Source organism: Streptomyces sp. (assembly GCF_019510245.1).
Taxonomy (GTDB): Bacteria; Actinomycetota; Actinomycetes; order Streptomycetales; family Streptomycetaceae; genus Streptomyces.
Genome location: NZ_JAEKKT010000063.1, coordinates 1 through 18,119, shown reverse-complemented (window position 1 = coordinate 18,119; position 18,119 = coordinate 1). Strand labels below are relative to the sequence as shown.

Here is an 18,119-nt window from a genome sequence, read left to right as displayed (position 1 = left end):
TCCCGGAGGTCACCGCGATCCCGATCTCGGCGCTCGTCGGCGACAACGTCGTGGAACCGTCCGCGCACATGGACTGGTACGGCGGCCCGACCGTCCTGGAGCACCTGGAGAGCGTCCCGGTCAGCCACGACCTGGCGCAGGCCCCGGTCCGCTTCCCGGTGCAGTACGTCATCCGGCAGGGCGAAACCCGGCACTACGCGGGCCAGTTGGCGGCCGGGACCTTGCGGGTCGGCGACCGGGTCACCGTCCACCCGTCCGGCGAGACCTCCCGGATCGTCGCGATCAACCTGCTGGGCAAGGAGGCCCCTGCCTCGTTCGCACCCCAGTCGACGGCGATCCGGCTGGCCGACCAACGGGACATCTCCCGCGGCGACATGATCACCACCGGGGTGCATGCCCCGGTGCTCACACGCGACATCCGGGCCGTTGTCTGCCATCTGGCGGATCGGCCGCTCCGGGTCGGCGACCAGGTGCTGCTCAAGCACACCACCCGGACCGCCAGGGCGATCGTCGCCGAGATCCCCTGGCGGCTGACCCTGAACGACCTCTCCCGGCAGCCCGAACCAGGCCTGTTGACCGCCAACGACATCGGCCGCGTCGTGGTCCGCACCGCGGAGCCGCTGCCGCTCGACTCGTACGCCGACTCACGCCGCACCGGCTCCTTCATCCTGATCACCCCGGACGACGGCACAACCCTGGCCGCAGGCATGGCCCAGCTCCGAGGGGAGGACCTCCATGTCGGCTACCCCTCAGCCCCGTAGGGACATCCGTCGCCGGTCCTGTCTGGTGCTCGTGGCCCTCGCCCTGCTCGCACCCACCGCCTGCGGTTACGGCTCGCAGCGGGCGCGGGGCTCCGGCGCGGCTGCTGTCGCACCGGGCTCGCGAAAGCTCTCCGCCGACACCGTGCGGATCGGCTACTTCCCGAACCTCACCCATATGACGGCCCTGGCGGGCGAACAGGAGGGCTTCTTCCAGAAGGAACTGGGCGGCACGAAGGCCGAGTACGTGGCCTTCGACGCGGGCCCGACCGAGATCGAGGCGCTCAACGCCGGTTCCGTCGACATCGGCTGGATCGGCCCCTCCCCGGCGATCAACGGCTACACGAGGTCCGGCGGCAAGAGCCTGCGCATCGTCTCCGGTTCGGCCTCCGGCGGCGTGAAACTCGTCGTGAACCCGAAGAAGATCAAGTCCCTGGAGGACGTCAAGGCCAAGCGGATCGCGACGCCGCAGCTGGGCAACACGCAGGACGTGGCGTTCCTCAACTGGATCGCGGACCAGGGCTGGAAGGTCGACGCGCAGAGCGGCAAGGGCGACGTCTCGGTGGTCCGCACCGACAACAAGATCACCCCGGACGCCTACAAGGCGGGTTCCATCGACGGCGCCTGGGTGCCGGAGCCGACCGCGTCCAAACTGGTCTCCGAGGGCGCGAGCGTCCTGCTCGACGAGGCCGACCTGTGGCCCGGGCGGAAGTTCGTGATCACCCAGGTCGTCGTCTCCCAGCGGTTCCTGAAGGAACACGCCGACGTCGTGGAGGCGGTGCTGCGCGGCTCGGTGCGGACGAACGCCTGGATAAGAAGTCACCCGGCCGAGGCCAAGCTCGCCGTCAACCGTGCCCTCGGTTCGGCCGGCGGCCGTCCGCTGCCGCGGGCGGTGCTCGACCGAGCCTGGAGCTCGGTGGAGCTGCTCGACGACCCCTTGGCCGCGACGCTCCGCGAGGAGGCGGCGCACGCCGTCCGTACAGGGCTGCTCGAACATCCCGATCTGAACGGTATCTACGACCTTCGCCCGCTCGACCGGGTGCTGCGGGACCTGGGCAGGCCGGCGGTGTCCGACGCCGGGCTCGGCATCGGACAGGAGGCACGGTGACCACGGCAACGGCACCCTCCGCGACCGCCGTACGGCTCACCGCCGTACACAAGTCCTTCGGCCGGCGCGGTGTCGCCCAGCCCGTGCTGCACGACATCAACCTGCACATCGGTCAGGGCGAGTTCGTCTGTCTGCTGGGTGCGTCCGGGTGCGGCAAGTCGACCTTGCTCAACCTGATCGCGGAGCTCGACCAGCCGACCTCGGGCGACATCAGCGTGCCGGGCCGCCGTCCCGCGCTGATGTTCCAGGAGCACGCTCTGTTCCCCTGGCTGACGGCGGGCAAGAACATCGAACTCACCCTGAAACTGGGCGGTCATCCCCGGCCCGGGCGCCGGTCCCGGGCGGAGGAACTGCTCGAACTCGTCCGGCTGAAGGGCGCGTACGGCAAGCGGGTGCACGAACTGTCAGGGGGGATGCGCCAGCGCGTCGCCCTGGCACGCGCCCTCGCCCAGGACACCCGGCTGCTGCTGATGGACGAGCCGTTCGCGGCGCTGGACGCGATCACCCGGGACGTGCTGCACGGCGAATTGACCCGGATCTGGCGGGAGACCGCGGTGTCGGTGCTGTTCGTGACCCACAACGTGCGCGAGGCCGTGCGGCTCGCCGAGCGCGTCGTGCTGCTGTCCTCCCGTCCCGGGCGGGTGGCCCGTGAGTGGACGGTCGGCATCCCGCAGCCCCGCCGTATCGAGGACCCCGACGTGGCGGCACTGACGGTCGAGATCACCGAGGAACTACGGAGGGAGATCCGCCGTCATGGCCAGCACTGAGAGCGAGTCCGTGGCCGCCGACGCGCAGACCCTGGCCGGTCTGGAAGCGGGCCTGGACGCGTTGGAGGAGATACGGGCCCACCGGACGCCGGTCGGGGCGTTCCTGCTCCGTAAGGCGCTGCCACCGGTGCTGGCGACTGCCCTGGTGCTCCTGGTCTGGGAGGTGGTCTGCGTCCTGGGGCTGGTGTCCCCCGCCGAACTGCCGAGCCCCGGAGCCGTGGCCGACAGCTTCCGGACGCTGTGGTACCAGGGCACCCTGTTCGGGATCATCTGGACGAGCCTGTCGCGGGGGCTGACCGGCTTCGTGGCCGCGCTCGGGCTGGGCACCGTGCTGGGTCTCGTGGTCGCCCGGGTCGCGTGGGTGCGGGCGGCGGTGGGCCCGCTGCTCACCGGCCTGCAGTCGCTGCCGTCGGTGGCCTGGGTGCCCGCGGCGGTGATCTGGCTGGGGCTGACCGACTCCGCGATGTACGCGGTGATCCTGCTGGGTGCGGTGCCGTCCATCGCCAACGGCCTGGTCTCCGGCATCGATCACGTGCCCCCGCTGTATCTGCGGGCCGGACGGGTGATCGGGGCGGACGGGGTACGGGGGATCCGGTACGTCCTGCTGCCCGCGGCACTGCCCGGCTATGTGGCCGGGCTCAAACAGGGCTGGGCCTTCGCCTGGCGTTCGCTGATGGCGGCCGAACTGATCGCCTCGTCACCGGATCTGGGCGTGGGACTGGGTCGCTATCTGGAGAACTCGCGCGAGAGCATCGACCTGCCGGGCGTCTTCGCGGGCATCCTGCTGATCCTCGTCATCGGGGTCGCCATCGACCTGATCGTCTTCTGCCCGCTGGAGCGCCGTATCCGACGGGTCCGCGGTCTCCTGGCCACGGACTGACCCCGTGCCGGCCCCTGCCCATCGCACACCACCGGCCGTCCCAGCGGCAGCGCTCGTCCCCACAGCACCGGCCGGTGACGGCACGCCGATCCGCACTGCTCAACGCACCCGGTCGGCCCGGGCTGCTCCGACAGCTCGGGCGGCCCGGGCGGCCTCGACGGCTCCAGCTGCCCCGACGACCCCGGCAGCCCCCCTGCTCCTCGTCGCGCACGGCAGTCGGGACCCACGGCATGCGGCGACCGTCCATGCCCTGGTGCGGCGGGTACGGGCGGGGCGGCCCGACCTCCGGGTGGAGGCCGGCTTCCTGGACTTCGACCGCCCGTCCGTGCCGGCGATGCTGGAGTCCCTGGCGGCGGAGGGCGCACACGATGTCGTAGCCCTGCCACTGCTGCTGACCCGCGGGTTCCACGCGCGGATCGACATCCCGGCGCTGCTACGGCAGGCGCCGCCGGGACTGTGCGTGGTGCGGGCGGATGTCCTCGCCCCCTCCCCGCTGCTGCTGTCCGCCCTCGAACGACGTTTGTACGAGGCCGGGTTGACGCCGGCCGACAAGTCCTCGACCGGGGTCGTACTGGCCTCGGCGGGGTCCACCGACCCGGAGGCGATCGCGGAGGTTGCACACGTGGCGCGGGAGCTACGGCGCACCGGTTGGTGCTCCGTGCGGCCCGCGTTCGCCTCCGGACCACTGCCCCGTCCGCGGGACGCGTCGCGCGTCCTGCGGGCGGCCGGCGTGCCGCGCGTCGCGCTGGCACCGCTGTTCCTGGCCCCCGGGCGGCTGCTCGACCGGCTGCGGGCCGACGCCCGGCACTGCGGTGTAGACGTGTGCGCCGACGCCCTCGGCGACACCCCTGAGACGGCACTCCTGGTCTGCCACCGGCATGCGTCGGCCCTCGGCAGCCGGATGTCAGCCCGCGATCAGCCGCGACTGCCAGAGTCACCGCAGGAGTGACAACGCGCGTTCATAACCTGGCGCGGAAGGAGCGCAGGGAACGATGAGACATCTCTTTTGGGGCCGACGGCGACTGGTGCGCCGCGCCGTCGTGGCCACCGCGGCGGCGGGGCTGGTGACGGGACTGCTCACCGGTTCCGGCCAGGCCGCCGACGCGGTCGCCGTCACCATGTCCACCACCAGTTACGTGGCGTCCAACGGCGTCACCTACACCGCGACCAACCACCTCACCCCGGCCGCCTCGGGCCCCGGCCGGGAGTGGCTGCTCGCCTGGTCGGGCCCGGACGACCCGGCGGCACCGGACTTCATGGCCGTGATCGACGCGACTCGCGGGTCCGCGCACTACGGGGAGATCGTCAACACCGTGACGATGGGGCCGGGTACCGGCAACGAGCCGCACCACATGCAGTACGTCTGGCACAAGGGCGACCAGATCTATGCCAGCGGCATCAAGTCGGACACGACCTTCGTCTTCGACTCGCACGCGTTACCCGCGCTGAAGCTCATCGGCGTCAACGACCCGCAGGACACGGCGTGCGGCACCATGCCAGACGCCTACACGGTCCTCAAGGACAAAACCGCGTACGGGACGTTCGTGGGCGGGCCGAACGTGACGGGCCCCTGCACCTACACCAACGGACAGGTGCGCGACGGGAACGGCGCGGCTGGCTCTCCCGGTGAGGTCGTTCATTTCGACAAGACCGGCAAGACGCTCGCCGAGATCCCGGTGGCCCTGGCCCAGGGCGAGGACCCGAACCAATGCGCGAACATCCCGGCGATACCCAAGGCCACCTGTGCCAATCCGCACGGTGTCGCGGTCCGCGAGGACCTCGGCATCATGGTGGCCAGTGACTTCACCGAGACCCGCAGCATTCCGAAGCCGGGCACCCCGCTGCCGGACGGTGTGGAAAAGCTGGCGCGGCAGACGGTGCGGGTCTTCGACATCAAGGACGAGAACAACCCGAAACTGCGCTCCATCAGCAAGGTGAGCGACGGCCCTCGGGTCTCCCAGGAGTGGAACAAGGCGTTCGGCGAGTCCCGTGTGGTGATGGAGACGGCCCTGCCGAACAAGCGCAACCACAGGGGGGCGTTCGTCTCCACGATGGCGGGCGGCGCGATCTTCTACACGCCCGACATCATGGCGAAGCACCCGAAGTGGCGGGAGATCTTCGACGACACCACGGCGTACCGGACCTTCCACCCGGACGGCTCGGTGACCGGCGGCGGCGACAACGGCAGCTGGCTGATGATGAGCCCCGACGACCGGTACCTGTTCCACACGGTCATGGGTTCATCGACCACATACGGCAAGCCGCTGGACGTGAGCACCGGCATGGTCTACGTCCTGGACGTGCGCAAGCTGCTCGCCGACGGCGACAAGGCGGCCTGCAGCATCGACCGGCTGGACGAGGCCTACCGCGGTGGCGACGAGCCGGACTGTCCCGCGCTGACCGGGGTCATGCCGATCAACGACCCCACCGACGGCGGCCCGCACTGGGGCACCATGGACACTTTCAAGCAGAACGCCATGGGGCAGTACCGCGACACGGACACCGTCAGCCGCATCGCCACCTCGAACTACTTCATCGCAGGCTCCTTCGGCGGTGGCGGCGACCACCGGATCTGCATGTTCAACCTGGACCGCAAGGGCCGTCTGTCGCTCGACACGACGTTCCGTGACGAGAACACCGGCCAGGCGTGCGTGAACATGAACCGCCAGAACTGGCCGCACGGCTCCTACGGCAACGGCCGGGCCCACGGTCTGCTGTTCGTCGTCAGTGACAAGGCGCTGCGGTGAACGGTTCCGCCGTGCTCGCGGGGGCCGTGGCGCAGGAGGGCCACGGCCTCTCCGGGCAGTCCGCGGGCCCGACCCTGGCCCTGGTCGTGGGCGCGCTGGTGGTGGGTGTCGGGGTCGCCGTGGGCCTGGTACTGCTGCACAAGGGGTGGCTGCGCCGCCGCTCCGTCGTGGCGGGCTTCTTCGCCGCTGTAGTGGCGGGGGCGGTCCTCGCCGGGTCGGCGATGCTGCCGGCCACGGCGCCCGTCGCGTCCGCCGTCGCGGCGCCGGGCGTCCCGGTGTACGACGCGCTGCACCTGGGCTCCGCACATGTGCCGGTCCTGGTCGTGCCGAACCGGCCCGGCCTCAACCTCGTTTCCGTCACCACCACGGGCCGGGCCGCCGCGGGCACCGACCGCGACCGGCTCACGGCGGGCCGGAAAGCGGCCGGCGGTGCCCAGACGTGGATACAGGTACGGCTGCCCGCCGGGCGCAGCAGTCTGTGGGTCTCCGCCGGCGGCTCGCTGGGGTCGCTCACGGTCGACACCGGGCAGGGGACGGGCGGCGGCGCACCGTCGGCCCTGCGGGGGCCGGACGGGCCGGAGTGCGCGAGCTCCGCGCTCGGCGCGCTGGCCGCAGGGGTGTCCCGGCCGCTCGCCAGGTGTCCGGCCGACCGGCTGACCGGCCGGGACGCCGACGCGCTGCGCGCGACCGTCCGGTACATCACCGGACGCGGTGCCCGGACCCTGGCGCTCGCCGGGGACGGTTCGGCGCGGGGGCGGGCCGCCGCCGCGGTCGTACGGCAGGCCGCCGCCCGTGCCGGAGTGGCCGTCACCGAGCCGGGTGCCCGGCGGCTTCCGCTGGTGCTGGTCGCCGGGTGGGTCGGGGCGTACACCTCACTGACCGACGCGGCCTCCGGACGGGTGGCGACTGAGGGCACGTATCTCGCTCCGTGGCTGCTCGACGCGCCGCTCCTCACACCAGCCGCCGGACAGCTCGTCGCCCTGCGGTACGCCCCGCACGACCCTGCGCCGATGCGCTACGTGTCGGCCCTGAGCAGGCAGTTCCCCGGCGAGGAGCCCACCGCTGCGGGCTACGCGGCCTGGCAGGAGGCGCGGCACTCCGCGGACACCGCCCCGGTGCTTCTGTACGCGGCGGCGACGGCCCAGATCCCGGGCACGGTCGCCGGTTCCGGCCATGACCACTCCAGTGCCACGGACTGGTTCCCGGACGGGATGATCATCCCGGTTACGCAGCACCTCGACCGGTCGAAGCCGGGCCCGGCACCGGGCCGACGTCATCCGCTTCCACCCGACAGGAGAGGCACCGAATGACCACCACACCCGGCGGCAGGCAGTCCGCGCGGCCCGCCGCACGGCGCGACGAGGGCCAGTGGGCCGTCGGCGGCCGGACCCCCCTCAACGACAACGAGCGGTTCAAACAGCTGGAGGACCCGTTGCGGGTCCGCGAGCGGGTCGAACGGGTCTACGCCCACAAGGGGTTCGCCTCGATAGAACCCGACGACCTGCGCGGCCGGCTGCGGTGGTGGGGGCTCTACACCCAGCGCAGGCCGGGCATCGACGGCGGACGCACCGGTGTGCTGACCCCCGCGGAACTCGACGACGAGTACTTCATGCTCCGGATCCGCAGTGACGGGGGCCGCCTCGGCGCCCGGCAGTTGCGGGCCGTCGCCGACATCTCGACGAGCTTCGCGCGCGACACGGCCGACATCACCGACCGGCAGAACATCCAGCTGCACTGGATCCGCATCGAGGACGTGCCGACGATCTGGGAGCGCCTGGAGGCCGTCGGGCTGTCCACCACGGAGGCCTGCGGCGACTGCCCCCGGGTGATCCTGGGCAGCCCCGTGGCGGGCGTGTCGGCGGACGAGGTGCTGGATCCCACCCCGGTGATCGACGAGATCGTGTCCCGGTACGTCGGTGACCCGGCCCTCGCGAACCTGCCCCGCAAGTTCAAGTCGGCGGTGTCCTGGCTGCCCGATGTCCCGTACGAGGTGAACGACATCTCGTTCCTCGGGGTCGAGCATCCGCAGCACGGCCCCGGCTTCGACCTGTGGGTGGGCGGCGGACTGTCGACGGCGCCCCGGCTGGCCGAACGGGTCGGCTGCTGGGTTCCGTTGGCACAGGTGCCCGAGGTCTGGGCGGCGGTGGCCGGGCTGTTCAGGGACTACGGCTATCGCAGGCTCCGCAACCGGGCGCGGCTGAAGTTCCTGGTCGCCGACTGGGGTGTGCGGCGGTTCCGGGCCGTGCTGGAGGAGGAGTACCTGGGCCGGCCGCTCGTCGACGGTCCGGCGCCACGGCTCCCGGACTCGCCGGTGGACCACATCGGGGTGCACCGCCAGAAGAACGGGCAGTTCTACGTGGGCGCGGCACCGGTGGTCGGTCGGCTCTCGGGGACCCGGCTGGCCGCGCTGGCGGACCTCGCGCGGACCCACGGGACGGGGCGGATCCGATTGACGCCGTATCAGAAGCTGCTGGTGCTCGATGTGACGGATCCCGAGCCCCTGGTCCGGGAGCTGGCGAACCTGGGGCTGGACGCCCGGCCCTTGCCCTGGCGGCGCGCCACGATGGCGTGCACCGGCATCGAGTACTGCAAACTCGCGATCGTCGAGACCAAGCAGCGGGCGGCGGAGCTGGTGGCGGAGCTGGAGCGGCGGCTGCGGGACCAGTCCGTGTCGTTGACCATCAATCTGAACGGCTGTCCGAACGCCTGTGCGCGCACCCAGGTCGCCGACATCGGCCTCAAGGGCCAGTTGGTGACCGACGCCGAGGGTCGGCAGGTGGAGGGTTTCCAGATCCATCTCGGCGGCGGCCTGACGCTCGCCGCGGGCGGGGCAGGCGGCTTCGGCCGCAAGCTGAGGGGGCTACGCACCCCGGCAGCCGAACTCCCCGACTACGTCGAACGACTGGCCCGGAACTATCTCGCCGGGCGCAGGGGCCCGGCGGAGAGCTTCGCCGAGTGGGTGACACGCGCGGACGAGACACTGCTGCAGCCGAATGCGGATGCTTCTGCGGCGTGACAGGGCCGCCAGACCGATCGGCTCCGGCCCGGACTTCGCGGAGATCCGGACCGGGGCAACGCCGCTTCTCCTGGCGTCCTCACCTCTGGTCGTGCCAGGCCGCGGCTCAGCCTTCCGCGCGGTCCGGGACCGTTCGTCGGCCCGGACGGACTCGGCCTTGCGCACCGACTGCGCAGCCACGCTCAGAGGCGTCACCCGCCCCTCTGCCCCAGGGACGTCTCAGGGGCTTTCAGTTCTGTCCGGGGGACTTCCGAGGGACTTTCCGCTCTCTGACACGGCAGGCCATGGAAAGACCAGAAAGGGCCTCCGTCGCAGATCAGAGGCCCTTTTCCAGGCAAAACAGCAGGTAGCGGCAGGCGGGTCGGACTGTACGCCGGGTTCTGTCGCCCGGTCGCCTCGCGGCAGCCGGAGAAACGGCCGTCCACCCAGGGCCAACGTTGCCATTGGCCTCGTGCGGTCTACCCGCGGACTCGGGCCCGTAGTCGGTGGTAGCGGTGGGTGGTGATGGCTAAGGGCTTGCAGATCATCAAGGTGTTGCTTCCCGTCCCAAGGCTCGTTGGTGTGGTATGCGCATCCCGGACGAGATCCGTACCCAACTCGCCATGAAGTTCTCAGTGTTGTTCCCGCATCTGGATGAGCGTCAGCGACGGCTGTTGATGGCCGCAGAGGCCCGTGTCCTGGGACACGGTGGTGTTCGGTCCGTCGCGCGGGCGGCCTCGGTGAGTGAGACCACGGTCCGCAAGGGCGTGTTCGAGCTGGAGACCGGTGAGGAGCCTCTGGGGCGGGTGCGGCGGCCAGGCGGAGGCCGCAAGAGGGTCGCAGATCTCGATGCGGGGCTGCGGCCGGCGCTGCTGGCGCTGGTCGAGCCGGACGAGCGCGGTGATCCCATGTCACCGCTGCGGTGGACGGTGAAGTCGACCCGCACGTTAGCGCGGGAGCTGGCTCGGACCGGGCACAAAGTCAGTGCGGACACCGTCGCGGACCTGCTGCGGGAGGAAGGCTTCAGTCTGCAGGCCAACGCCAAGACCATCGAGGGCAGCCAGCATCCGGACCGGGATGCCCAGTTCCGTTATCTCAACGAGCAGGCCCGCGATCACTGGGACACCGGCCAGCCGGTGATCAGCGTGGACACCAAGAAGAAGGAGCTCGTCGGCGAGTTCAAGAACAACGGACGCCAGTGGCGGCCCGCCGCTGACCCGGTGCCGGTGAACGTCCATGACTTCGCCGACCCGCAGCTGGGCAAGGCCGTCCCGTACGGGATCTACGATCTCGCGGCGGGCACCGGCTGGGTCAACGTGGGCACCGATCACGACACCGCCGCGTTCGCAGTGGAATCGATCCGCCGCTGGTGGTCCGGCCAGGGCCGGGCCGCCTACCCGCAGGCGACACGACTGCTCATCACCGCCGACGCGGGCGGCTCAAACGGCTACCGGACCCGGGCCTGGAAGCTCGAACTCGCCCGGCTCGCCGCCGAAACAGGACTGACGATCACCGTTTGCCACCTGCGCCAGGCACATCGAAGGTCGGGTAGCCGGAGGGAGTCACACCCTCCGGCTCCCACAGATCCGTACGTGATGATCTCTCGTCATACGGCTCTTGTCGTCCTGATCACCAGGCCAGGGAGGGGGAGCTGGTCCACCTCCACTGCGCGAACATCCCCGGGCGGCGCTTGGCTGCCCGCTGGAAGGCCGCGATGGCCTTCCTCATCGCGCGAAACCGTCTGTACTTGTTGCGGAGCCAGCGCACCAGGTAGGCGTTGATGCGCATCAGGAGTGGATACAGGGCCGATCGGTAGAACCGGCCGTAGTACTGCATCCAGCCCGCGACGATCGGATTGATCCGCTGCGCGAGTTCTTCCACGGTGAGGTTGACCCGCCGGTGGAGCCGCCAGGAGCGGACCTCCTCGCCGAGTCGTTTGAGAGCGTCTCTGCTGACCGCGGGGCGGAACGACCATCTGACGCGGCCGTTCTTGTCCCGCATTTGGCGCTGCTGGAACGTGAACCCCAGAAACGTGAAAGACGTGTGCTCATACGAGCCACGCCGCAACCCGTCCTGGCAGTACACGATCCGGGTCTTGGCCGGGTGCAGACGCAGCCCGACCTCGGCCATCCTGTCCGAGAGCGCGGCCAGCACCTGACGGGCCTGGCGCTCGGTGATGCAGTGCACCACCGCATCATCTGCATAGCGTTCGAACGAGACAGCAGGGAACTCCCCCGCCATCCAGACGTCGAACGCGTAGTGCAGGAACAGGTTCGCCAAAACGGGAGAACCCGGAGCACCTTGCGGCGTCCCGCACTCCCGTTCCAGCAGGGTGCCGTCGGGCATCTTGAGCGGGGCAGCAAGCCACCGCCGCACATACAACTTCACCCAAACGGCGTCGGTGTGCGCTTCCACCGCCTTGACCAGGAGGTCCCAGGGCACACTGTCGAAGAACTGGGAGATGTCGAACTCGACGACCCAGTCCCGTTTCCAGCTGCGTTCCCGATACTTCTCCACGGCGTCCAAGGCGGACCGTCCGGGCCGGTATCCGAAGCTGTCCGGATGGAAAATAGGATCCACCCGTCGCACCAAGTGCCGGGCTACGACGGTTTGAGCCACGCGATCAGCGACGGCAGGAATCCCGAGGATTCTCTCGCCGCCGTCATGCGGCTTGGGAATGGCCACCGAACGCACCGGTGGAGGAAAGTATGAGCCCGACGACATCCGGTTCCAGAGGTCCTTCTCGAAGTCGTCGATGCTCTGCCCGTCCACACCCGGTGCACCCTTGTTAGCCCTCACTTCCTCCTATGCTTCCTTGACTTCCCACTTTGAGATATCAAACGGCTTGGCCTGCGACTTCAACTGGTCCACCGAACTCCTCCCGGACACTGTCCGGTTGATGCGATCAACTCAGTCACGAACGACGCGGCCCCTTCGCTCCACCCCCGTTACAGGGGCTTCTGCACTACTACGAGCCGGTCCGCCGGCGCGTCCCGCATCGGTACTCGGCCCCTCCACGGCACAACCGCTCGGGGTGCTCCCTCTCGCCCGCCCCTACCAGGACGGGCTGTATCGGCACGCGCCTTCTCCTGTTCCGCATGACCGCGGCAGATCAGGTTCACGTCGTCTCCATGCCGGACACCACCTGGCCAGTCGGCGGGCTCCCGCCAGGCTTATCCTGGGACGGTTCCAAGCTTCCCGGTTTTGATGTCGTCGGAATCTTTTCGACACGTCAACAACGATTCACTTGCGTTCGTCTCCCTGATCCCCACCTGACGCCTCTTGGACGCCTTTTCCTCATCGCTCACCACGACAGTCTTCGGCTAACGCAGCATGAGGCGGTTTGAAGCCTCCCCCCGCAGGGCGACTTCGAAGGGCCAATCCTTCATCGGTCACGCAGCACTGCTTCAAGAAACTCGTCCTACATCGAATTCCCCTCTGCATTCAGGACACACTGGAACAAGATCGAGCATCGGCTCTTCTCGCACATCACCATGAACTGGCGCGGCCGCCCGCTGACCAGCCACGAAGTCATCGTCCAGTCCATCGCCGCGACCACCACCCGCACCGGACTGCGCGTCACGGCCGAGCTGGACACCAACACCTACCCCACCGGAGTCCAGATCGGCGACGCGGAGATGGCGGCCCTGCCACTGACCCGACATGCCTTCCACGGCGACTGGAACTATGCCGTGCACCCCCAGTCGTGCCCCGCCATCCCAGCGCCGCGGGCTCCGCCAAAGCCGGCCTGACGCGGAGTGGGCCGCGGTCCGGCCGCTGCTGCCGGTGCCGGCCTGGCTGCCGGGCCGGGGAGGGCAGCCGGAGGCGTACTGCCACCGGGCGATACTCGATGCGATCCGCTCCCTCGTCGACAATGGCATCAAGTGGCGGGCGATGCCCGTCGACTTCCCGCCGTTTCTGTGGAATCAGCTTTGTCAAGCGGCGGTCCTCATCCGGTGCCTGCGGTCGTCTGCTGCATCGCCGCCGCTAGGGCAGCAGCATCTTCCACTTGGCGTCGGCCAGCGTGGCCTCGGCTCCAGATGAATGCGCGCCAACGACGCGGTTCCTCGCTGCTCCAGTTCCTGAACTCCTCGACTGCGACGTTGTCGGACAGCCGCCACCGGATGGTGCAGCCTGAGGCTTCGGGGACGTCGGTGAGGCCGTCGAGTTGCTCGGCGAGTGCGAAGCCGTCAACCTCGGCGGTGACGCGGTCCCAGGTCGAGACCGTGTCGGTGAGGGCGTGGGATTCGATGAGTGCCGGGAGGGACGGGGCGATTTCGAGGAACGTGCCGCCTCCGTCGTCCACTCCGACCCGTCCGTCTGTGTGCACCAGATAGCGCGCTGGGGAGGAGACGCGTTCTCCCAACCAATCGAAGTACCAGCCGTGGGCAGAGCCGGACCACAGGCCCTGGCCCAGGTCGTAGTGCCAGTCGGGGAGCACGTCGTGGCGTTCGCCCTGGACGGTGTAACTGCTTCGCACCTGGTAGCGGAGCCCGCCGTATCTCTGCTCGGATCCCTCCCGGCGGATGACGAGCATCATCGGCGTGGGAGTCAACTGGCCAAAACGGTCCCGAATCGGCAGGAACTCTGTGGAGAGTCGGGGTTCCTGCGGAGGTTCGCGCCGACCGGTTCGTTCAAGCAGACTCATGGCACGGGCGGAAAGACCGGTTGGGTCTTCCAGGATGTGCATCCGGCACTTCTTTTGCCATGACAGGGTATGGATCCGTAGATTCTCACGGTATCGGGTTGAGGCGATCCCCGGATACCTGCCTGGTCACGGCTTTCCCGGAGCGCACTGTCGCGGTCGGCGCGTCACGTCGACGATCGGCAGGAGGGTTGCGGTGGCCGGGGTGCCGATCTGACGTGGTGTCGGTCCGGCTGGGGCAGGGACGTCGGTGAGTCGTTCCAGAAGCTGGCCGAGGGCGGCCTGGCCGTCGTCGACCGCGGCGCGTTCATCGTCGGTGAGGGGGATGTTGGCCAGCATCATCTGGAGGTTCTCCTTCGCCTCGAGCAGTTGGCCCCGGCTGGAGTTCTTCGGAGTGTAGAAGTCGCAGCGTGCGCAGGCCATCCGGTGCTGGCACTGTTCGAAGAAGCTGTAGGTGCACCGGCCGTGGCCCAGGCCATAGTACTGCCAGGGTTCGCCGCCGGCGGCGGCGCCGGATGTGACCGCGTCGCGGTCGACAAGGACCTCGATGGTGCGGACCTTGCGAGCGAAGTAGCCGGCCTCGTTGTAGGCCCTGGCCAGCGTGTTCGGGGTGATCTTCGCGTAGTGGGCCGTCGCTTCCGGCGTGCGGTGGCCGAGCCATCCTGCAGCTCGAACAATGTCATGGGCTCCTTGGCGCTGTGGAGCTGGCTGGCGATCGTGGACCGGGCCCGATGGCTGGTGATGTTTCCGCGGACGTCGGCCGTGGGAACGCCGGCCTTCCGGCAGAGCATCGGGATGATCGCCGTGTTGATGTAGTGCTTGGCGACCCGGCGGGCGCGGTGGGCGAACAGGAAGTCGGTCAACTCACCGGTCTCGTGGTCGAGCATTTGCGGTTGGGCCGCTCTGACGGCCTGCCATGCCTCGATGGCCTTGCCCAGGAGCGGGTCGACGGGCTTGGTGAAGGCGGTGCCGGTCTTGTGGGTGGGGACGTCCAGCAGGCAGACCGCGTCGCGCGCAAGGACTTCGCCCGAGTCGCCGGGGGTGGGCAGGCCGTCGTACTGTCAGCGGATGCAGCCCACCCGCAGCCGGGCAATCTCGTCACTGCGCTGGCCGGCGAAGAGCCAGGCCAAGGTGATGGCGCGGATCAGCTCGACCGGGTAGGTGCGGCTGTCCGAGGTCGGCAGGTCACCGGGGTCGACGTTGAGGCCGGCCCACAGCAGCTTCGCCCAGATATCGTCGGCGATCACCCGCGGGTCCGGCCCCATCAACGCGATGACGCTTCGTGGGGTCCGCAGGGCCTGGGCAGGGTCGAAGCGCCGCGGGGTCCACTCCCATTCGTGCAGGTCGCGGAAGAACGCGCGGGGCACCTTGAGTTAGCCGGACTTCGACTGCGCGGTGAGCGGTTTGCCCAGGCGGCCCTGAGAGCGCATGCCGTCGGTCCACTGGGAGAAGTCGCCGACCGCCATCCGGTCCACCGCCGTCACCCAGGACGCGCAGGCCTGGCGGGTCCACTGGCTTGGCTCGTTGACCTCGGGGTGATCGGCGGCCAGCCAGCGTCCCATCTTCGCGAGCACGCTGCGGTAGCTCCTGCGGATCTTCGAGATCAGCGTCGAGGTCGCGTACCATCGCTCGACCCAGCCCGCCCTTCCGCTCGCCACTCCCTCCATCGCCACCGGACCGGCCTCAGGGCCGAGCCTGGGCGGGTCCACGTGGCCAAGCGACGCGACCACCCGGTGGACGCCGTGCAGGTCCTTGACCCACTGCCCGCCCATCGCCGGGCTCTCACGTAGTTCGCCCAGAGCACCGGTGGACAGGTCCTCCAACCGCGGGCTGCGGTTCAAGAGCAACACCTGGCAGACCACCGCCTCCAGCTTGTGGGCATCGCGGCGATACCCCCAGCCGGCCAACACCGTGCAGACCTGCTCGACAGCCACGTCCACGGGCCCGGCCCCGAACACCCGACGGGCCAGGCTCGGCCGCATGAACCGACCGAGCTGCTTGAAAGCCGTGAACTCGCCGAGCAGGTAGGCATAGGCGATTAGGAACGCCCGCGCGTTGGGGCCGATCTGCCCGCCCCAGTTGCGCCGAAACTCGGCGCCGTCCGCGTTGATCAGGTCCACCCAGTCCTGCACCGACCAGCCCCAGAAGGCCCGGCGGAGCTCGCCGCCCGGAGGAGCACGAGTCCTGCCGCATCGCGTGCATAGCGGCGCTGATGGCGGTCGCCCGGTGGCCAGTGCATGGCGGCAAGGACATCAGCCAGCGGCCGGACCGGCCGTGCGGGCCGGTCGCAGAGACACGAGTTCTGCGGCCAGGCCGTGGTGGCGGACCTGGTCAATGCCGAAGTCCCGCAGGGCTGCCGCCTCGGCTTCGGTGAGCAGTCCGCGCCGGTCATAGCGGGAGAGGCCGACCGGCCATTCCGAGGCGGGTGCGGTCGTTGGGATCGGCTGGGGGCTCACTGGGCGACCATCCCATCGGTCTGGGCGGCCCGGGTGAGCATGTCCACGCGCCAGGAATGGATCTGCTGCATGCCGCGGTTCAACTTCTCCGCCAGGTCCCGGCCGAACAGGCGGATGTAGGTCAGCGTCGACTCGGTGCTGCGGTGCCGGCGAACGTGGCGATCACATGCAGTTCCCAGCCCATCCTCGCCAGGTCGGTCAAGCACAGGTGCCGCGTGGTGTGCGTCGAGAAGCGCGGCAGGTCAGCAGCGAGAGCGACGCGTCGGACCACCTTGGACCAGGTCCAAAGAGTCAGCGGCTGGCCGTGGTTGCGGCGCGGCTCCGACAGGAACAGCGGGCCGCGGGCCCGGCTGATCTTGGCCCGGTGCGTAAGGTAGCCCGACAGCAGGACCCCGGTCGCCGCCGGGTACGGAACGACGCGCTCGCGCCGGGTCTTCGTCGTCTCCACGCGGACCCGAAGCGTGCGGTGGGCAGGGTCGAGGTCGTCGGTCCGCAGGGAGCACAGTTCCTCCCGCCGCAGAGCCGCGTCGTAGGCCAGCGCCAGCATGACGCGGTTGCGCACAGGCTCCTCCCGCACGACGTCCAGCAGGTCCAGCCACTGCTGTTCGCTCGGGATCCACGGCAGCTTGGTCAAGCGCGGCACCAGCCCCCGCTGGTGGCCCCCGAACTGGCGGCCTGGTGTATAGCGGCCTCGGCCCACCGGATTGGACTGCCGCAGGCCCTCCTCGATGAGGTAGTCGTAGAACAACCGCACCGGCACCAGTCGCTGCTGCAGCGTCGCATTCGCCAGACCGGCCCTGGAGTCCAGCGCGACCACATTGCTTCCCCGTCGGCTCGGCCGGGTGGACAGGTCCTTCACGAACGCGGCCACCTGCAGTCGGTTCGCGGCGACCGGATCCAAGCCGTCCCGCTCACAGACGGTCAGGTACTCGGCCAGGCCCCGCACGTACGCGTCGATCGTGCGTGGGGCCCGCCCCAGATCCGTCCACACTCGCAGCCATTCAGCCGCCCGCTCATGCCGGCCCAGGACCGGCCACCTCTCCTCCAGCACCACCGCGCTGCCCAACAGATCTCCTCAGTACGTGGGAAGGGCGCAGGGTACGAGACGCATCCTGCGGAGCCAGATTCCACGTAACTTGCAGGAACCGCGTCTACGCGTTCTTCCGCCGCTGGCGCGACCACCTGTTGGTCAAGGAGTTCCACGACCGGCTGCGCGCCAGGGTCCACGAGAAGCTGGGCCGCGGCGTGGAGCCGACAGCCGGGGTGATCGACTCACAGTCGGTCAAGGCGGACGCTGTCGTCGGCGCGGACAGCCGCGGCTTCGACGGCGGAAAGCTGATCAACGGGCGCAAGCGGCATGTCGTGGTCGACACTCTCGGCCTGCTGCTGGGCGTGATGGTCACCGCCGCGGACGTCGGCGACCGCAGCGCCGCCCACGTGCTGCTGGGGCAAGTCAGCGACGCGCACATCCAGTTGGAGCTGGTCCGGGCCGACAGCGGCTACACCGGCAGCCTCATCGAGTCCTGCCTCACCGTGTTCGCCCTGGTCCTGGCGATCGTGAAACGCAGCGACGACATGCGCGGCTTCGTGGTGCTGCCCAAGCGGTGGATCGTCGAGCGCCTCTTGTGCGCCACGAGGCGCTCTGTTTGTATCCCCGGCTCAGCCGGGAGGGACTCGGGAGGAGGTTCCTGGGCCGGATGACTTACCTGGATCCGAAAGGTGAAGGGGACAACAGCATGTCAGGAAACCAGTGACCGGGCTCA

At 69.5% G+C, this 18,119-nt stretch carries 18 protein-coding genes and 2 pseudogenes; 13 read left to right on the top strand and 7 right to left on the bottom strand.

Features of this window, described 5'->3' with window-relative positions:
• From JF597_RS03480 to JF597_RS03440, 9 genes and pseudogenes are all read left to right on the top strand, one after another.
• Positions 1-761, top strand: a pseudogene (locus tag JF597_RS03480) (hypothetical protein); the annotation flags it as partial.
• Positions 736-1,866: an aliphatic sulfonate ABC transporter substrate-binding protein gene (locus JF597_RS03475; RefSeq protein WP_293988543.1), complete on the top strand. Its 1,131-nt coding sequence runs from the start codon at positions 736-738 to the stop codon at positions 1,864-1,866. The pseudogene JF597_RS03480 and the gene JF597_RS03475, both read left to right, overlap by 26 nt.
• Positions 1,863-2,633, top strand: coding sequence for an ABC transporter ATP-binding protein (locus tag JF597_RS03470; protein WP_293988540.1), 771 nt, complete (start codon positions 1,863-1,865; stop codon positions 2,631-2,633). Before JF597_RS03475 ends, JF597_RS03470 begins: the two co-directional genes overlap by 4 nt.
• Entirely contained in the window at positions 2,620-3,513 is an 894-nt protein-coding gene (locus tag JF597_RS03465; protein ID WP_293988537.1) for an ABC transporter permease, read from the top strand. Before JF597_RS03470 ends, JF597_RS03465 begins: the two co-directional genes overlap by 14 nt.
• Positions 3,514-3,706: 193 nt before the next feature.
• Positions 3,707-4,462 carry a sirohydrochlorin chelatase gene (locus JF597_RS03460; protein ID WP_293988546.1) on the top strand — a complete coding sequence of 252 codons (756 nt, stop codon included), beginning with the start codon at positions 3,707-3,709 and terminating at the stop codon, positions 4,460-4,462.
• Between the two features lie 43 nt (positions 4,463-4,505).
• On the top strand, positions 4,506-6,260 hold the full coding sequence (locus JF597_RS03455) for a hypothetical protein (protein ID WP_293988535.1): 1,755 nt from the start codon (positions 4,506-4,508) through the stop codon (positions 6,258-6,260).
• Complete coding sequence (locus JF597_RS03450) at positions 6,257-7,570, top strand: hypothetical protein (RefSeq protein ID WP_293988532.1); 1,314 nt, start codon at positions 6,257-6,259, stop codon at positions 7,568-7,570. Before JF597_RS03455 ends, JF597_RS03450 begins: the two co-directional genes overlap by 4 nt.
• Positions 7,567-9,276, top strand: coding sequence for a nitrite/sulfite reductase (locus tag JF597_RS03445; protein WP_293988530.1), 1,710 nt, complete (start codon positions 7,567-7,569; stop codon positions 9,274-9,276). The genes JF597_RS03450 and JF597_RS03445 overlap by 4 nt, the downstream gene beginning before the upstream one ends.
• 566 nt (positions 9,277-9,842) lie before the next feature.
• Positions 9,843-10,781, top strand: a pseudogene (locus JF597_RS03440) (ISAzo13 family transposase); the annotation flags it as partial.
• Between the two features lie 103 nt (positions 10,782-10,884).
• On the opposite strand, the gene ltrA reads toward JF597_RS03440, so the two are convergent.
• Positions 10,885-12,027, bottom strand: coding sequence for a group II intron reverse transcriptase/maturase (gene ltrA / locus JF597_RS03435; protein WP_293988528.1), 1,143 nt, complete (start codon positions 12,025-12,027; stop codon positions 10,885-10,887).
• A 608-nt stretch (positions 12,028-12,635) separates the two neighbouring features.
• On the opposite strand from ltrA, the gene JF597_RS03430 reads away from it, so the two are divergent.
• Entirely contained in the window at positions 12,636-13,007 is a 372-nt protein-coding gene (locus JF597_RS03430) for a hypothetical protein (protein ID WP_366916374.1), read from the top strand.
• On the top strand, positions 12,919-13,299 hold the full coding sequence (locus JF597_RS03425; protein ID WP_366916373.1) for a transposase: 381 nt from the start codon (positions 12,919-12,921) through the stop codon (positions 13,297-13,299). Before JF597_RS03430 ends, JF597_RS03425 begins: the two co-directional genes overlap by 89 nt.
• Here JF597_RS03425 and JF597_RS03420 read toward each other — a convergent pair.
• Positions 13,205-13,945, bottom strand: a complete 741-nt coding sequence (locus tag JF597_RS03420; RefSeq protein WP_293988522.1) for a hypothetical protein — start codon at positions 13,943-13,945, stop codon at positions 13,205-13,207. The two genes, JF597_RS03425 and JF597_RS03420, sit on opposite strands and share 95 nt — an antisense overlap.
• Before the next feature lie 84 nt (positions 13,946-14,029).
• Complete coding sequence (locus JF597_RS03415) at positions 14,030-14,242, bottom strand: hypothetical protein (protein ID WP_293988521.1); 213 nt, start codon at positions 14,240-14,242, stop codon at positions 14,030-14,032.
• 123 nt (positions 14,243-14,365) lie between these two features.
• Here JF597_RS03415 and JF597_RS03410 point away from each other — a divergent pair, with 123 nt between their 5' ends.
• A complete protein-coding gene (locus tag JF597_RS03410; RefSeq protein WP_293988519.1) occupies positions 14,366-14,716 on the top strand; it encodes a hypothetical protein in 351 nt (116 codons plus the stop codon).
• A gap of 245 nt (positions 14,717-14,961) precedes the next feature.
• Here the strand turns inward: JF597_RS03410 and JF597_RS03405 are convergent, their stop codons facing one another.
• From JF597_RS03405 to JF597_RS03390, 4 genes are all read right to left on the bottom strand, one after another.
• Entirely contained in the window at positions 14,962-15,267 is a 306-nt protein-coding gene (locus JF597_RS03405) for a hypothetical protein (protein WP_293988517.1), read from the bottom strand.
• A gap of 6 nt (positions 15,268-15,273) precedes the next feature.
• Entirely contained in the window at positions 15,274-16,020 is a 747-nt protein-coding gene (locus JF597_RS03400; RefSeq protein ID WP_293988515.1) for a hypothetical protein, read from the bottom strand.
• Positions 16,021-16,152: 132 nt separating this feature from the next.
• Positions 16,153-16,356, bottom strand: coding sequence for a hypothetical protein (locus JF597_RS03395; RefSeq protein ID WP_293988513.1), 204 nt, complete (start codon positions 16,354-16,356; stop codon positions 16,153-16,155).
• 121 nt (positions 16,357-16,477) lie between these two features.
• Complete coding sequence (locus JF597_RS03390; protein WP_293988510.1) at positions 16,478-17,422, bottom strand: site-specific integrase; 945 nt, start codon at positions 17,420-17,422, stop codon at positions 16,478-16,480.
• Between the two features lie 119 nt (positions 17,423-17,541).
• On the opposite strand from JF597_RS03390, the gene JF597_RS03385 reads away from it, so the two are divergent.
• Positions 17,542-18,057: a transposase gene (locus tag JF597_RS03385; RefSeq protein ID WP_293988507.1), complete on the top strand. Its 516-nt coding sequence runs from the start codon at positions 17,542-17,544 to the stop codon at positions 18,055-18,057.
• Positions 18,058-18,119: the final 62 nt, after the last annotated feature.

Excerpts from the sequence above, each read along its gene's own strand:
- JF597_RS03465 (WP_293988537.1), top strand. The coding sequence starts at position 2,620 with ATGGCCAGCACTGAGAGCGAGTCCGTGGCCGCCGACGCGCAGACCCTG.
- JF597_RS03415 (WP_293988521.1), bottom strand. The coding sequence starts at position 14,242 with ATGATGCTGGCCAACATCCCCCTCACCGACGATGAACGCGCCGCGGTC.
- JF597_RS03455 (WP_293988535.1), top strand. The coding sequence starts at position 4,506 with ATGAGACATCTCTTTTGGGGCCGACGGCGACTGGTGCGCCGCGCCGTC.
- JF597_RS03420 (WP_293988522.1), bottom strand. The coding sequence starts at position 13,945 with ATGCACATCCTGGAAGACCCAACCGGTCTTTCCGCCCGTGCCATGAGT.
- JF597_RS03425 (WP_366916373.1), top strand. The coding sequence starts at position 12,919 with ATGCCTTCCACGGCGACTGGAACTATGCCGTGCACCCCCAGTCGTGCC.
- JF597_RS03475 (WP_293988543.1), top strand. The coding sequence starts at position 736 with ATGTCGGCTACCCCTCAGCCCCGTAGGGACATCCGTCGCCGGTCCTGT.
- JF597_RS03445 (WP_293988530.1), top strand. The coding sequence starts at position 7,567 with ATGACCACCACACCCGGCGGCAGGCAGTCCGCGCGGCCCGCCGCACGG.